Source organism: Mammaliicoccus sp. P-M59, assembly GCF_022386135.1.
Lineage (GTDB): Bacteria > Bacillota > Bacilli > Staphylococcales > Staphylococcaceae > Mammaliicoccus > Mammaliicoccus sciuri_A.
This window is the reverse complement of the sequence record NZ_JAJNJJ010000006.1, coordinates 136745-149568: the sequence shown is the minus strand read 5'-3', so window position 1 is coordinate 149568 and position 12824 is coordinate 136745. Positions and strand designations below refer to the sequence as shown.

Annotated in this window: 32 protein-coding genes; all 32 read right to left on the bottom strand. The window is 30.0% G+C overall.

Annotated elements, in window-relative coordinates:
* Positions 1–55: 55 nt before the first annotated feature.
* The 32 genes from LQ617_RS10740 to LQ617_RS10585 all read right to left on the bottom strand — a co-directional run bounded on the left by LQ617_RS10740 (position 56) and on the right by LQ617_RS10585 (position 12815).
* On the bottom strand, positions 56–748 hold the full coding sequence (locus tag LQ617_RS10740) for a hypothetical protein (RefSeq protein ID WP_239740393.1): 693 nt from the start codon (positions 746–748) through the stop codon (positions 56–58).
* 15 nt (positions 749–763) lie between these two features.
* Entirely contained in the window at positions 764–1273 is a 510-nt protein-coding gene (locus LQ617_RS10735; protein ID WP_239740392.1) for a siphovirus Gp157 family protein, read from the bottom strand.
* 124 nt (positions 1274–1397) lie between these two features.
* Complete coding sequence (locus tag LQ617_RS10730; protein WP_239740391.1) at positions 1398–1982, bottom strand: PQ-loop domain-containing transporter; 585 nt, start codon at positions 1980–1982, stop codon at positions 1398–1400.
* Between the two features lie 3 nt (positions 1983–1985).
* The gene (locus LQ617_RS10725) at positions 1986–2261 is read right to left on the bottom strand and encodes a hypothetical protein (protein ID WP_239740390.1); all 276 of its coding nucleotides are present in this window, start codon (positions 2259–2261) and stop codon (positions 1986–1988) included.
* Between the two features lie 5 nt (positions 2262–2266).
* Positions 2267–3064 (bottom strand): prohibitin family protein, encoded by a 798-nt coding sequence (locus LQ617_RS10720; RefSeq protein WP_239740389.1) that lies wholly within the window; start codon positions 3062–3064, stop codon positions 2267–2269.
* Positions 3065–3370, bottom strand: coding sequence for a hypothetical protein (locus LQ617_RS10715; protein WP_239740388.1), 306 nt, complete (start codon positions 3368–3370; stop codon positions 3065–3067).
* A gap of 26 nt (positions 3371–3396) precedes the next feature.
* Positions 3397–3576 carry a hypothetical protein gene (locus LQ617_RS10710; RefSeq protein WP_239740387.1) on the bottom strand — a complete coding sequence of 60 codons (180 nt, stop codon included), beginning with the start codon at positions 3574–3576 and terminating at the stop codon, positions 3397–3399.
* A gap of 2 nt (positions 3577–3578) precedes the next feature.
* Positions 3579–4187 carry a hypothetical protein gene (locus LQ617_RS10705; RefSeq protein WP_239740386.1) on the bottom strand — a complete coding sequence of 203 codons (609 nt, stop codon included), beginning with the start codon at positions 4185–4187 and terminating at the stop codon, positions 3579–3581.
* A gap of 13 nt (positions 4188–4200) precedes the next feature.
* Positions 4201–4470: a hypothetical protein gene (locus tag LQ617_RS10700; RefSeq protein WP_239740385.1), complete on the bottom strand. Its 270-nt coding sequence runs from the start codon at positions 4468–4470 to the stop codon at positions 4201–4203.
* 31 nt (positions 4471–4501) lie between these two features.
* Positions 4502–5140, bottom strand: coding sequence for a hypothetical protein (locus LQ617_RS10695; RefSeq protein WP_239740384.1), 639 nt, complete (start codon positions 5138–5140; stop codon positions 4502–4504).
* Positions 5141–5188: 48 nt separating this feature from the next.
* Entirely contained in the window at positions 5189–5635 is a 447-nt protein-coding gene (locus tag LQ617_RS10690) for a hypothetical protein (RefSeq protein WP_239740383.1), read from the bottom strand.
* Positions 5628–5864, bottom strand: coding sequence for a hypothetical protein (locus tag LQ617_RS10685; protein ID WP_239740382.1), 237 nt, complete (start codon positions 5862–5864; stop codon positions 5628–5630). The genes LQ617_RS10690 and LQ617_RS10685 overlap by 8 nt, the downstream gene beginning before the upstream one ends.
* Positions 5865–5891: 27 nt before the next feature.
* Complete coding sequence (locus tag LQ617_RS10680) at positions 5892–6092, bottom strand: hypothetical protein (RefSeq protein ID WP_239740381.1); 201 nt, start codon at positions 6090–6092, stop codon at positions 5892–5894.
* A gap of 207 nt (positions 6093–6299) precedes the next feature.
* Complete coding sequence (locus LQ617_RS10675; RefSeq protein ID WP_239740380.1) at positions 6300–6446, bottom strand: hypothetical protein; 147 nt, start codon at positions 6444–6446, stop codon at positions 6300–6302.
* Between the two features lie 36 nt (positions 6447–6482).
* The gene (locus LQ617_RS10670) at positions 6483–6884 is read right to left on the bottom strand and encodes a hypothetical protein (protein ID WP_239740379.1); all 402 of its coding nucleotides are present in this window, start codon (positions 6882–6884) and stop codon (positions 6483–6485) included.
* Positions 6871–7233: a hypothetical protein gene (locus tag LQ617_RS10665; RefSeq protein ID WP_239740378.1), complete on the bottom strand. Its 363-nt coding sequence runs from the start codon at positions 7231–7233 to the stop codon at positions 6871–6873. The genes LQ617_RS10670 and LQ617_RS10665 overlap by 14 nt, the downstream gene beginning before the upstream one ends.
* A 9-nt stretch (positions 7234–7242) precedes the next feature.
* Positions 7243–7443, bottom strand: a complete 201-nt coding sequence (locus LQ617_RS10660; RefSeq protein ID WP_239740377.1) for a hypothetical protein — start codon at positions 7441–7443, stop codon at positions 7243–7245.
* Positions 7444–7474: 31 nt separating this feature from the next.
* Positions 7475–8095: a hypothetical protein gene (locus LQ617_RS10655; protein ID WP_239740376.1), complete on the bottom strand. Its 621-nt coding sequence runs from the start codon at positions 8093–8095 to the stop codon at positions 7475–7477.
* A 13-nt stretch (positions 8096–8108) separates the two neighbouring features.
* Positions 8109–8438 carry a hypothetical protein gene (locus LQ617_RS10650; RefSeq protein ID WP_239740375.1) on the bottom strand — a complete coding sequence of 110 codons (330 nt, stop codon included), beginning with the start codon at positions 8436–8438 and terminating at the stop codon, positions 8109–8111.
* Between the two features lie 3 nt (positions 8439–8441).
* Positions 8442–8744, bottom strand: a complete 303-nt coding sequence (locus LQ617_RS10645; RefSeq protein WP_239740374.1) for a hypothetical protein — start codon at positions 8742–8744, stop codon at positions 8442–8444.
* 32 nt (positions 8745–8776) lie between these two features.
* A complete protein-coding gene (locus LQ617_RS10640; protein ID WP_239740373.1) occupies positions 8777–9019 on the bottom strand; it encodes a hypothetical protein in 243 nt (80 codons plus the stop codon).
* 22 nt (positions 9020–9041) lie between these two features.
* Positions 9042–9761, bottom strand: a complete 720-nt coding sequence (locus LQ617_RS10635; RefSeq protein WP_239740372.1) for a DNA-methyltransferase — start codon at positions 9759–9761, stop codon at positions 9042–9044.
* Positions 9762–9877: 116 nt separating this feature from the next.
* Positions 9878–10060, bottom strand: a complete 183-nt coding sequence (locus tag LQ617_RS10630) for a hypothetical protein (protein ID WP_239740371.1) — start codon at positions 10058–10060, stop codon at positions 9878–9880.
* The gene (locus LQ617_RS10625) at positions 10050–10238 is read right to left on the bottom strand and encodes a hypothetical protein (RefSeq protein WP_239740370.1); all 189 of its coding nucleotides are present in this window, start codon (positions 10236–10238) and stop codon (positions 10050–10052) included. The genes LQ617_RS10630 and LQ617_RS10625 overlap by 11 nt, the downstream gene beginning before the upstream one ends.
* Positions 10231–10836, bottom strand: a complete 606-nt coding sequence (locus LQ617_RS10620; RefSeq protein WP_239740369.1) for a nucleoside 2-deoxyribosyltransferase — start codon at positions 10834–10836, stop codon at positions 10231–10233. The genes LQ617_RS10625 and LQ617_RS10620 overlap by 8 nt, the downstream gene beginning before the upstream one ends.
* 20 nt (positions 10837–10856) lie before the next feature.
* The gene (locus tag LQ617_RS10615; RefSeq protein ID WP_239740368.1) at positions 10857–11030 is read right to left on the bottom strand and encodes a hypothetical protein; all 174 of its coding nucleotides are present in this window, start codon (positions 11028–11030) and stop codon (positions 10857–10859) included.
* Entirely contained in the window at positions 11030–11290 is a 261-nt protein-coding gene (locus LQ617_RS10610) for a hypothetical protein (RefSeq protein WP_239740367.1), read from the bottom strand. Before LQ617_RS10610 ends, LQ617_RS10615 begins: the two co-directional genes overlap by 1 nt.
* A 57-nt stretch (positions 11291–11347) precedes the next feature.
* Positions 11348–11647 carry a hypothetical protein gene (locus LQ617_RS10605; RefSeq protein ID WP_239740366.1) on the bottom strand — a complete coding sequence of 100 codons (300 nt, stop codon included), beginning with the start codon at positions 11645–11647 and terminating at the stop codon, positions 11348–11350.
* A gap of 3 nt (positions 11648–11650) precedes the next feature.
* Positions 11651–12001 (bottom strand): hypothetical protein, encoded by a 351-nt coding sequence (locus LQ617_RS10600; RefSeq protein ID WP_239740365.1) that lies wholly within the window; start codon positions 11999–12001, stop codon positions 11651–11653.
* Between the two features lie 12 nt (positions 12002–12013).
* The gene (locus LQ617_RS10595) at positions 12014–12190 is read right to left on the bottom strand and encodes a hypothetical protein (protein ID WP_239740364.1); all 177 of its coding nucleotides are present in this window, start codon (positions 12188–12190) and stop codon (positions 12014–12016) included.
* Positions 12187–12333, bottom strand: a complete 147-nt coding sequence (locus LQ617_RS10590) for a hypothetical protein (RefSeq protein WP_239740363.1) — start codon at positions 12331–12333, stop codon at positions 12187–12189. The genes LQ617_RS10595 and LQ617_RS10590 overlap by 4 nt, the downstream gene beginning before the upstream one ends.
* Positions 12330–12815, bottom strand: a complete 486-nt coding sequence (locus tag LQ617_RS10585; RefSeq protein ID WP_239740362.1) for a hypothetical protein — start codon at positions 12813–12815, stop codon at positions 12330–12332. The genes LQ617_RS10590 and LQ617_RS10585 overlap by 4 nt, the downstream gene beginning before the upstream one ends.
* Positions 12816–12824 lie beyond the last annotated feature (9 nt).

The window sequence follows — 12824 nt, the reverse complement described above, 5'->3', positions numbered from 1 at the left end:
GACTGTTAATTATGACTGACTATTAAGTTTTTATCGTATTTTTTGTTGTTTTGTTTTATAGGACTTCGATTTTAATCTGTTTTTCATTTGTTTGTGCATATTTTAGTAAACCATCTATAAAGTGTTCTCCAGCTTTAAATGCTTGGCCATCAAATTTACCACTCATTTCTTTTAAGAAAAAGCTTTGAATAATTGTTGGAATACTATCAGAGTTTACTTTACCTTTAGCATCTAATTCAATTTGTTTACCTACTGTGTATCCACTAACCTTATCTGCTAACTGAATTGTAATTACTGCTGTATGAATGTCTACTTCTATTTGAATTGTTTTAACAATATTATCAAATTCAGTAAACACATCATTAATATATTTATTTTCATCTTGTTCTAGTTCTTTTTGAATATTACTTAGCTCATCTACTGTTAAATAAGATACAATTTCTAATGTTTTAACTAAAGACTGTAGCTCTCTAATAACTTCATCAGAACTAATGTCTTGTTCTAAACCATATGTATTGTAATTAACTCGTCTGTACAAGTTTGCATCAAAGTTAGGGTTGTCTAATCTAATATTGATATTTCTTTCATCAATACCAGTAGCTTCAATAGAATAATTTCCCCAGTCTTCACCATGTAATTCTTCGTACGTTTTACCTAGAGGTGATTTGTCTAGTAATGTAGTTTCAAACCAAGCAAATGCATCCTCTTTAGTTTCGAACTTTAAACCATTGTCTGTGTATAATGCCATATTCAATCTCCTTTTCTATTTAATACTTACCGATGTGTTTACGACTACTTCTGCATAATCAACTTTAGCTTTTTCTTCATCAGATAATGCTTCATAATATTTCTTGAAGTCTGCTTTCTTAGGTGAAGTTTTAACTTCAGTCTTAATGAATTCTTCTGGAAGTTTCCTCTCATCTAAAATATTTACTACTTTAGTATTTCTTGTGGCAACTTTAATAGTTGGAGTCTCAACTTTCTTTTTACCTAGAGCTTGCATATTGAATAGTAGATAAGATTTTAGATTTTCAATATCTTTCTTTTTCTTAGACTTTAGCTCTCTAATCTCTTTTTCTCTGTATTCAATAATCATTAATTCATCATTAAGTTTTCTTAAAACTTTACCAGTGTTAGCAATCTTATCCTCACCTAACTCACCTATAGAATCCAATGTATCTTTAAGGTCTTCATAAGAGTAACCTTCTTCATCATCTATTAAGCTAAGCACTTGTTGAAACTGCTCTGTAATTTCGTACAACTTCATATCCATATTATCATTCCTTATCATATTTTATCTTTTAATTGTTTGTAAAGAATGTAAAGGAATATCTAACACAAGTCTTAGTATACAGACATTCCCTTACATCGTCAATACTTTTTATATTTTATTTTTATTATTTTTTTCCTAAGATTTGTGACATAATACCACAAACCAGTAATAACGTGATATTAACTAATTCCGTTACTATTACATGCGTTGATACATTCGTCATAAACATAATAGATACCAATACCGATAGACCTAATGCAAAGTAATAATAAAGAAATGGATTAGTTCCTTCTGCTCTTTTAGTTCTAATAAAGTGAGCTATTTGGTCTACATACGCTAAAATAACTGCTATTGTTGCAACTGTTTGTGTGACAACTAATGGTAGTGACTGATAAACATACACATTCAAGAAAATGTATAGCAATGAGAAGAACAAAGTTAACTCCCAACGTACTCTTAATCCAGTTATCCATACAAATAGCAATAAAGCGACTCCAGCGTTAATAAACTGTGCTAAGTATGTATACCATTCAGCATTACCAGTAGCTAATAAGTTAAACAAACTATAAGATGTTGATAATGAAATTAGTAGCCAGAAGAAGATTGATACTCCTTCTGTGGCTCTAGTTTTAAATGTAGTCTTTAATTGTGGTACATAAGCATGAGTTAATATAACCAATGCTAATATATTTAATATAAGTAATATCATATTTTATTCTCCAATTTCTATTTTTTCTATGTAATAGTAAACATCATCTGGTGAAGTGTATTTGTAGATTTCATTCTTAACACCTTTTTGTAAATCTAATAACATAGCCCTAGTTTCATCAATACTATATGATTGAAATACAATTCTAGGTCTACTCATTTCTTCCACATGTTTATCCACTATGATTTTTTCTAGTCCTTCGTATACACTTGGGATATAACTTTCTATGTCTGCTTCGCTGTAATATAGTTCTTGTCTAATTATTGTATATAGCTTCATATGTATTAATTACCTTTCGTGTCCACAATTACTCCATTAGAACTACCAATTTCCAGTGGAACATCTCCTGACCATTTATCAATCTTTTCTTTCTCGATTAATTTATCAGTAAGTGAATCATTTAAAATTTTGTTAGCTTTAGCTTGCCCTTCAGCTTCAATTTTCTTTTTATCTGCATTAGCTTTAGCAATTTCTTTGTCTGTCTTAGCTCTTTCTAACTCTTGGTTAGCTTTAACACGCTCATTAATTGAATCTTGTGTAGATTGGTCTGCCTCTGGGCTAGAAATAGTGATATCTTCAACGATGAAACCTTGGTCAGTTAATTTATCTTGTAAGTTCTCAATAGTTTCTTTCTTAATGTGTCCTGTCTTGTCACCAAAAGTTTCAATTACAGAATACTTAGCTGTTGATTGACGTAATCCATCGTGTACTCGTGTTCTTAAATATCCATTCTCTAATGCCTCAATATCTGCATTTCCAAACTTATTAAAAATAGATACTACTTTAGCTGGGTCGACATGGTAACTAACACTAATATTAGTTGATAAGTTTTTACCGTCTGATGTACCAATTTGTAATTTCTTATATTCTTTAGTTTGCGTACGAATTGGGTAGTCAATAGCTTTATCGAATGGTGCTACAAAGTGCCAACCCGCTGGTAATGTTTTCTCTTTAACTCCTGACGTACTATATACTACTGCTTGATGACCTTGTGGTACTTTCTCAATCATCATGAACCCTAAAATAATTCCAATAAATGCTACAAAACCTATTACTCCTGCTATTAATCCTGATTTACTCATCTATTTCTCTCCTTCAATATCTTTTATTAATTTATTTAGCAACTTGATATCAACATTAAGTTGCTTTAACTCCGCTCTATTTCCTAGAGACTCTTCTAAATCTTTAATCATTTCTTTTTTTGCGTTAATGGTATGTTCGATACCTTTTATGTTTAATTTGTTTTCTCTTATATGTATCTTTGCTTGTTTCTTTAAGTTAGAGTACTCTTCTTTATACTTTAAATAGTCGTATAACTTACTTACTCCAAATGCTAAGAGTGTGCAAAGTATAACTAAAATAATTATTACTAGTAACATTAATTTCATATTTATTACCTCTTATATTTTATCTTTTAAAGGTTGATTATTTCACTATTTAAAAACTCAAGCTCATCTTCTTTTGAGAATATTATGCACTTATAACCTGCTTTCTCAACTGCTTCGTGCATAATATGTAACTCTTCACTTGTTTTATCATCACTATTGTGAATAATAATTGTGTTATTTTTACTATCTATGTATGCTTTAGTCATGATTACACTTCCTCTGCTACTTCAAACTCATTAGAGAAACCTGATACAGCTCTGTGACCAGTTGTAAATGTATCCACTACCCTACCTAATTTATACAATAAGTAGTGCTCAACGTTATCAATATGTAGCTTATTATGACGACTTCGACCATTATACCCATCTTCCCAATCTTCAAAAGTTACAACTCTATCAGAAAAGTCATTGAGTCTTGCATAGTCCCAATCAATGAAACCATCTTCAGATTTTTGTATTTTCTTATAGATATCTAAGAGGTTATTCTTTTGAAAATTATCTCTAACTAAAGAAATTACTGTAGGGTCATCCATCATATATAAAATTGTTTGATGACTTCTGCCTGTTCCTCGATTAGTAATTACAAGATTTTGGTTTTCTACTAGCTGGCTCTCAACCATATCTCTTTTATACCAATCTTCTTTTTCATTATTTAATCGCTCTTCTCGAAATTCTGATGCTTCATTCTTAAATTTTTTCTTGTGTTCTAACTCAACTTCTATTGGTTTAACATTAATCTCTAGCTCCGTGTCACCTGTTCTAATAAACATTCTTGCATTATTTTCTATATCTATTTGTGTTCTTTTATAACTTGGCATAATATATATTCTCCTATATTTTATTTTGATAAAGGCTGAGTAAAGTAATTGTTGTAAATGCTTCACCCAACTCTGTAAAATACAATTTATGTTTCAGACCCATTCTTTCAATTACCTCTTCAATTATATACAATTCTTTTGGCTCTACTTTATAATCTAACTTGATAACGTTGGTATCATTTTCTAATTCCTCATGTATCAACGAAGCTAATTTTTTAGATAAATTATTTATTCCTATATTTTTTCTTGCAGCATACTTAAGGTCTTTTACTAATATATTCATATATAATCTCCTTATAAAATTGTGATTTTATTTAAATGAATCTTGTACTTCCATTCTTATCAGTAACAGCTAATTTACCGTCTTTTTCTTCTAAAGTAAGGCTGCCTAGTAAAATCTTTTCAGAAGGAATAGGTTTAATAATGGGCTCTCCTAGTTTAAGTCCATCAGGTGTTTCCAATACTTCATGTTTGTATGGTGTATTCATAATTTTTGCACCTGAGCCAGTTACATATAAGTTTCCATCTTTAAAGCCAAACCCACCTTTAAATTTATTCTTACTATCAAAATAGTTTTGTACTTTTTCACTAACTTCTTTTGCATAATTATTTTGATAATCAAGTTGCTTAATTTGATATTTAATTTTATCTTCTAGTTTCTCTAAGTGTTCCTGAATAAGTATAGCTAACAACTCTTTTTCTTCTTCAGAGTCTTTTGAATGTTTTAAATCAGCTAAATCAATAGATAATTCAACTTCCATATTTCTGTATCCTTTTTCGTTTAAAGCGATTAAATACTTTAAATTATATATATAATTTGAGTAAGTAAGTCCATGTGCACCTTTGATTAACTTAGGATTTATTTCTAATTTTTCAACATACCTAACGATTTCAACATTCTCTCCTACCAACTCTTTAGTTAATACTTTTTCTAATTTTTCAATATTTTTCATATCTACCTCTCCTATAAATTATTTTGATAAAACACCGATTTTAAACTTTTATAATATATGCTCTAATACATCTTTCATATACTGACCTTGCTGTAATTCTACTTTTACTGGAAATCTTTCATTCTCAATATCTGTAATGAATTCATCCCAGTTATCATTTAAGAAATCAATGAAACTAACATTATTACCTCTAGTTATATATCTGTTTATGTATTCATCTTTTAGGTTTATGTTTGGATATACAATTGTGTAATCAATACTATTGCTCTCTAATGCTTCTCTGACTAATTTGTGAGAAGATACAAAGATTACATCAACTACTCCTATGTTACGTTTAATATGTTTAATGTAGTTGTTAGGGAAATCTGGATGTCTAACACCTTCTGATTCCCATGAAAACTTACTACTATCTGAATCTAATACTTTTAACTCTTTGTGATTATTGTATAAATAACTTTTCCCAACAGCAGGAAAACCTGAAATTACTTTAGTCATTATCTTCTTCCTCCATATCGGATATTAATAATATATTTCTCACTTTTGTTTTAGGGTCGAAATGTAATACTCCTTCTTCTTCAAGAATAATCATATTCATTTGTTCCCAATAACTTTTAGCAACTAAAAATTCTACAGGGTCGACAAAGACCCTACTTAATCTTTCTGATAGATGCATAACGATTTTTTCATTTATAACTTCTACTTTTACTGGAATCGAATTTTCCAACATATCACTCCTTATAAAATCTTCGTTTTATTTGTTCAGTGCTTTCTTAAATATCTCTTTATCTTTTTCTTGAATATCCTTGATTATCTCATTGCCGAATTGTTTTCTAATAAAATATCCTAAATGATAATCAAATTTATTATTTCCAGTAATTTCTTCATCAACTAAACAATCCCTATAAATATGTAAAATGTTGTTCATCATTTCTAATTTTCGTTCATCTGTCATATTATTTCCTCCATATATTTCTGATGCTGTTTGTTACCCCCAGTAGTACAGGAAACAACATTAATCCTATTGGAATAGTCCAAAAACCTATGTGTTTCGCAGAATACACTGTTATCATCGTAGTTACAACTAGTGGAACTACGATTACTAAAACTGCTATGAGAATTCTTATTCCGTCTTTAAATCCTGCTTTGAATGATTTCCACATCAATCTGTCTCCCCTAATTCTGTAGCCAACATTTCTAATAAATCTTCTGCTTTCCCTAACATAATTTGTTGTCTTGTTGTTAATTCGCTTGTATCAAGATAATTTAAATCTGACATTACATTTGCTAAAATATCTGTATTTTCCATTCTATACTCTCCTATTAAAATCGTTATTTTATTTCTTTATTTTTTGTTCTTTCTAACTTTCATTCTTTTTGGGTCGATTGACTTGTATTCATCAAATCGTTCTTTACCTTCATCATCTTCATACTCAACTAATTCATCTATAAATTTCTCTTGTAACCCTCTAATAATTCTTGGGTCTCTACTAAACGAACTATCAACTTTATACTGAATCTCCATTGTTATATCATCTAATTTATCCAACACATTAGAAATGAAATCTGTAGTTTTTTCTACTATATTTACAAATACAACTTGAACTAAGACTAATGGAACTGCGATTTTATATCTCCACATGTATGGTCTAACAATCTTCTTTTGTTCATCGTTTAATAAGTTTTTAGCTCCCTTTGCTACATAATAACCAAAAGAAAGTTCTATTTCTTGTTTAGTTCTTTTCATTTAAAAACTCCTTTAGTTTATACTCAATTACAACATAAGGGTTAGTATCATTTAGTCCTCTGTAGTTAATACCAAGAACATCATATATATGCTCATGTCTTTTTACCCAATTGGTTGTTGATTCTTCCCAACTTAAAATTTCATACTGTGATTTTGAAATGTCTTTATTGTTTTTCTTAAGCTCATTTTTTAGCTCTTTAATTATGTATTTATCAATTGTTCTATCTTTTAACTCTATCACTCTATTTAACTCTTCAACTTCAGCTTTATGATTATTATGTAAGATACTAATGTAACCTATTAAACTCAAAGCAATAACTGCAACAATAACAATGAATATTTCTAACATATTGACCTCCTATTTCTTTACACTTTCAACTTCTTGTAGCCCTAGTTTAAATACTTTGCCGCCAACTTCTTTTGCAAGTTTAAAAGCTTCTTCTTTATCCATAAAAAATTCATCAATCTCATACATAGTATTTCTGATATCTAATTCAAACGTATGTCCGATTCCAATAAAACCTTTACCTACTTTAACTAAATAATTATTTTCCATCATATTTTATTCCTCCTGAGATAAAATCAACCTTTTATTTCTCTGTAATACTTATTAAATATTCGTTAATTGGGTTTAAATAATAAGAATCTAGTATTCCATATTCAATGCCTCGTTTAATTTTGTTAAGAGCTGTCATAACTCCTTCAAATGAACTATGATAAACTCTTATTTCACCATGAGTATCAGGTTTATCTAGTATGCCTAAAACAATATCAAAAGAATATTGAATCACTTTTCCTCCTGTAGCATCCATTTTTAATTCAGTTTCATCACTCGGTAAATAGAAGAAAACTTTCTCATTATTAAACTCGCCATTTTTTCTATAAGTGTTTTTAGTAATTGAGTAATCACTAGTTCTTTGCTCTAATTCCTTCTTTGCTAACTTAGGGTTTTTAAACGTGCCCCATCCTCTTTCAGTCCTAACGTTTATTAATTTGTTTTTGTTCACTCGATTATATGCACGTTTTGATTGATACCATGTAAAATCTCGGCAGAGATTTAAAGACCATTCTTCAGTAGGTTTTTGAAAAATTTCATTTAACTCTTTATCTAAAATCTTTATAGTAGACATATCTAAATCTTCCATTACTGCTGTTTTGTTATATACACTTCTTTCATCAAGGTGTAATGTGATGTTATATAATTTTTTCATATTTTATTCCCCTTTACTTGCCTATAATATTTTTAAGCTCTAACATTGCATAATACTCAGGATTTAATAATTTCATTCCCCCTACTGTAAAACAACCAATACTTACAACTATAAACATTGCTGCTACAATAGCTGATACCGCTCTATCTCTACCCTCTTTCTTTTTATTAGTAGCTAATTTCCAAGTTATTATAGTGATAATTACTGAAACTACTCCTAATAACACTAAAAAAGCACCATAGATTAATTGCTGTTGAATTAATGTTTCCCATCCAACACCAGCAACATTTTGGATATTATCTCCTAAATCTCTTAATAAGTTTGTAACTTCTGTTTCTTTCATATTTTATTCTCCTTTATCTTCCCAAGATATTGTGTAAGGTGGATTGCCTGAATAAACCCCGCCCATCTGAGTAATCTTATGTTCTTGCTCAACTCTATACCCTTTACTTTCAAGTAAACTTACTACATCTTTTTCTATATACTCCTTGATTTTTACTGTCGTATCATACTCCCCGTTACGAGCAGAGGTAGCTATTTCTTTTTGGATATTATCCAAACATTTTCTATAATCATTCTTCTTTATTATTTCAAACGATTTTTTGGCAATAACCCTAGTTTCTTCAGCACTTTTAAATTCCAATTCCATAATTTATCCTCTCCTTTGAATAAAATCGACATTTAATCCCATGAAATCAAGTATGCATTAGACTGATTTGTGAGTTCATTTACTTCATAGCCTTTCTTTTCAAGCATGTATTTGATTTCATTCATATGTTTAGTTTTTAACGTAAATGAAAAGTCCCCACTTTTAGCTGTTAACAATGTTGCATCAGCTATTTCTTCAAGAAGATGTTTTACGTCTTCACTCATGCTTTTTTCTGTAATTTCTTTTAAATCCTTTGCGTAATATAATTTCGTCATTTCTTCTTTATCCTTTAATATTTTATAAATTATGTTGTAAGTGTTCCTTGATTCTTTTATTTGCTATTTCGCTATATGTATTATCTAACTCAAAACCTATATAGTTTCTATTAGTATTAATGCAAGCAATTGCTGTTGTTCCACTTCCCATACAATTGTCGAGTACCGTTTCACCCTCATTTGTGTATGTTTTGATTAAGTATTCGAATAATGCTACTGGCTTTTGAGTAGGGTGCAAACCTTTTTCGCTGTTGAATTTTTGAACTGTCAACGGGTATCTATATCCTTCGTTTACAGTAGTTACTCTTTCTTGATGATTATAATTACTACTTGCTCTCCCACTTTTTTGAGTATAAGGTTTCCCTTTCGTCATTTGAGGATTGTATGTTGGTAATTTTTTATAAAAAACTAAAATATTTTCGTGGTTTTTCATCGGCATCTTTTTAGCATTCAAATGTCCCGTACCACTATACTTAGTCCATATCCACTCATACCTCAAATTCTCAATGTTACTTGCGCCTAGCACTTTGTCGAATGGTGTTTGTGCTGTTAAGACTATTGCACCATTATCTTTGATTACACGCTTATACTGATTCCATAAAGGCTCTAATGGAATAACGCTATCCCACTTATTGCGTGTCATTCCATACGGTAAATCGCATAAAATCATATCTACTGATTTATCTGGTATCTTCTTCATGCCTTCCAAACAATCTTCGTTGTATATCTTGTTTAATTCCATAATTATCCCCATTTCTTAAATTTATAAATTATTTTGTTAAAACTAATCTTTTATCCGAACACACTGGTCGTGAAAATACGGGTGTTTCCAGTATTCTCACGTTTTGTGTTATTTCATCATTTCTTAAATTCAGCGTGTGAAGCTATATGAGAATACTTAACCTTAAATATATCCTCTTCCATTCCATACTCTTGAAACATTGTCTTAGCTTTATTAAATGCTTCTTCTGACGTTTCTGCATATACCTCAGTAGATAATCTTGTCTGTATGTTTAATTCAACTTGATATTTATTCTTCATCTTCATCAAACCACGCTTCCAGAATACTTAGTGTTTCCATGTCTATGTAAAAATTCAAATCATAATATGTATAATATCCAACTACACTCACATCTGGAAAACCAACTTCATCACCGTTCCAGTCTGAGCTCCATCGCAACTTTCTGAACAATGTTGGGTTAGCTTCAAAATCAAACATGATTTTTACCTCCTAGAACAGCTAATCGTTCTTTAACTTCTTCCCATGAGATAAAGCCTTCTCCATTTGTTAAAGCTATCACCATGCCGAACACGAACTGATTCGTAGAAAATTCACTTCTGTCTGGGTCTAAATAAGGTTTACCATGTCCTTGTCTAATATCTGAGCAGTAGCAGTAAACAGGTTTATTTACTATTTCAAAAGCTAATTCGTAAACCTTATCTAAGTTATCATCTGCAATGTAACCATATGTATCAATAGTTTTTTTAATCTCATTAATTGCTAATTGTGCTTGGTGTTTCATTCCTAACACAATACCCAGCTCTGCAATTGTCCCTAGCCCTTCATTTAATACATCAAACACAAACGCATCAGAAGCTTGCATTGCTTTAAAGTCATTGTTTAAAATACGCTCAGCTAACCCTTCTTGTACAGCTTTAGATTTATCATTGATTGATTTGTCTTTATGCGGGCTGTATGGAGTTACACCAATAATTCCTTCCACTTCATTGTGTTGCTTTTCCCTGTAGTCAACCATAGCCTCATTTAAAATGTGACCAGCCATATAAATAACTTTTTCTTTAATTTCATTAACCATATTTCATTCTCCTTTATATTTTATTGTCTTAAATCTAAATTTGAACCTAGTACCATTACTTTTGCATATTGCAAAACATACTCTAATAACTCATTTGTATTTGAAAAGTAATATCCATCAAAAACATAAGTTTTTTGCTTGTTATATAGTGGTGTTCCAAAGTAGCTAAAATCTATAATTTCATATGTTTCCATTAGAATTCCTCCTCTAATGTTTCAATCGTATCTTCTAATTCTTTTATGTATTCTTCTCTTCCAGCTGATTCACGCTCTAAATCTTCTAAATCTATTTCCAAATCAGCTATTCTATCAATATGTGAAACCTCTTCTTTACTTAACCATTCTATGTCTTCTATTAACTGACTTATGTTTTCAAAATCATTTGCTGATTGCATTGCTCTTAATTGCTTAGCTATTTCTTCAGTGTTTCTTGGTCTTGTATATGTAATTTTCATTTTCTCTTTCACCTGTATATTATATTTTATTTTTGTAATGCTTTATAAAATTTTTTATTACTCGACAAAACTTAGCTGTTGAACATCAATACTACCATTCTCTCTTTCAACAAATGCAAATCTGAAATAATTATGAATTGAAAACTCATAGATATTTACATTGTAATCTTCTCTGTAGTACGCATTTTCCATTTCAATATCATCTACTGTAATATTGCTCCACTTACTCATTAACTCTTTAGTTTCTTTTGAATTAAAATCAATTTCTTTTGGTAACTTAGCAAAGAATTTCTTGTTATCATTCTGCTCTACTACTAACTCTTTAATTTTTTGTTCGTTTATTTCAGGTAATGCCATAAACTACCCCTCCAACTTTTCTCTATTTTCTTCAATAAAGTTCTCTTGAGTATTATATTTAACAACCCAGTCTTCGATTTCTTGTTCTGCTGCTTTTAGTCCCTCAGCTAACTTTTTGTTATCTTCTTTCAACACTTTGTTTTCATCTTCCATTTTCATAACGACCGCTTCAGAAGATAATCTCGAAGAAATTAAATCAAATAATAACTCCCATGTTTCTTTTTTATCAAATTCCTGATTTGTAAATTTTTTATTAGTTTCGTTATGAATAATTTCTTGCAAATTATAATCTCTCAAGTCTATGTATATCTTAAACCTATCTAGTTCCAACTCATATGTATTTTTCAATTCCATCACAATTCCTCCTTATAGTTGCATTAATAACTCATCTGATTTCAAACCAATGAACTCTAATGCGTCTTCAATACCTTCTCCCTCAAGTAAAGCTTCTTCTGCTTTATCAACAAACGTTGTCAGTATTTCAATAATAGGAGCTCGCTTTTTATAAAACCTTTTTAATACAATTAATTCTTGTTCAGTCAAAATATCTCACCACCTTCAAAGTAGTCTAAAGGTGCGTCAACCTCATCTTGTATGCTCGCATACTTATATGTATTCCTAAGGAACATGTGTAAAGATAAACCTGTTATTAAGCCCGCTACCGATAATGTAATTAAATATTTCATTGTGTTTCCTCCCCATACTTTTCTTTGAGTTCTAAGTACCTCTTGTATTCTTGTTCTTTTTGGTATTTCTCTTCCTCTTTTTTACGTTGGTTGTACTTATAATGCTCATACTCTTTTAATGACTCTTGGTCAAAGAATGGTAGTTTTTCTTCAGTAAAATGACCGTTCAATTTAATTTTCTTATTTAGAATGCTTTCACGTAATTCATGTTGATTGATATGTGTTCTTCGTATAGCCTCTATAACTGGAATATCTTCATCTTCCATTAAATCTTTATCTATACCAAAGCAATCAATAAACACTTTTTTATTCTCTGTAACAAAGATAGTGATAGGTAGTAAAACATTAAACTCTACCTCCCAAATACCTGTAAATATATGAGTAATCGTTTCTCCTTCTAGCTTGTAAAAGTGTTCAAATGTATAATCCTGTTTTAGTATTTTCTTCTTTAGTTCTCGTTCTATTTGGTATGGTGATTTCATTGTGTGTCC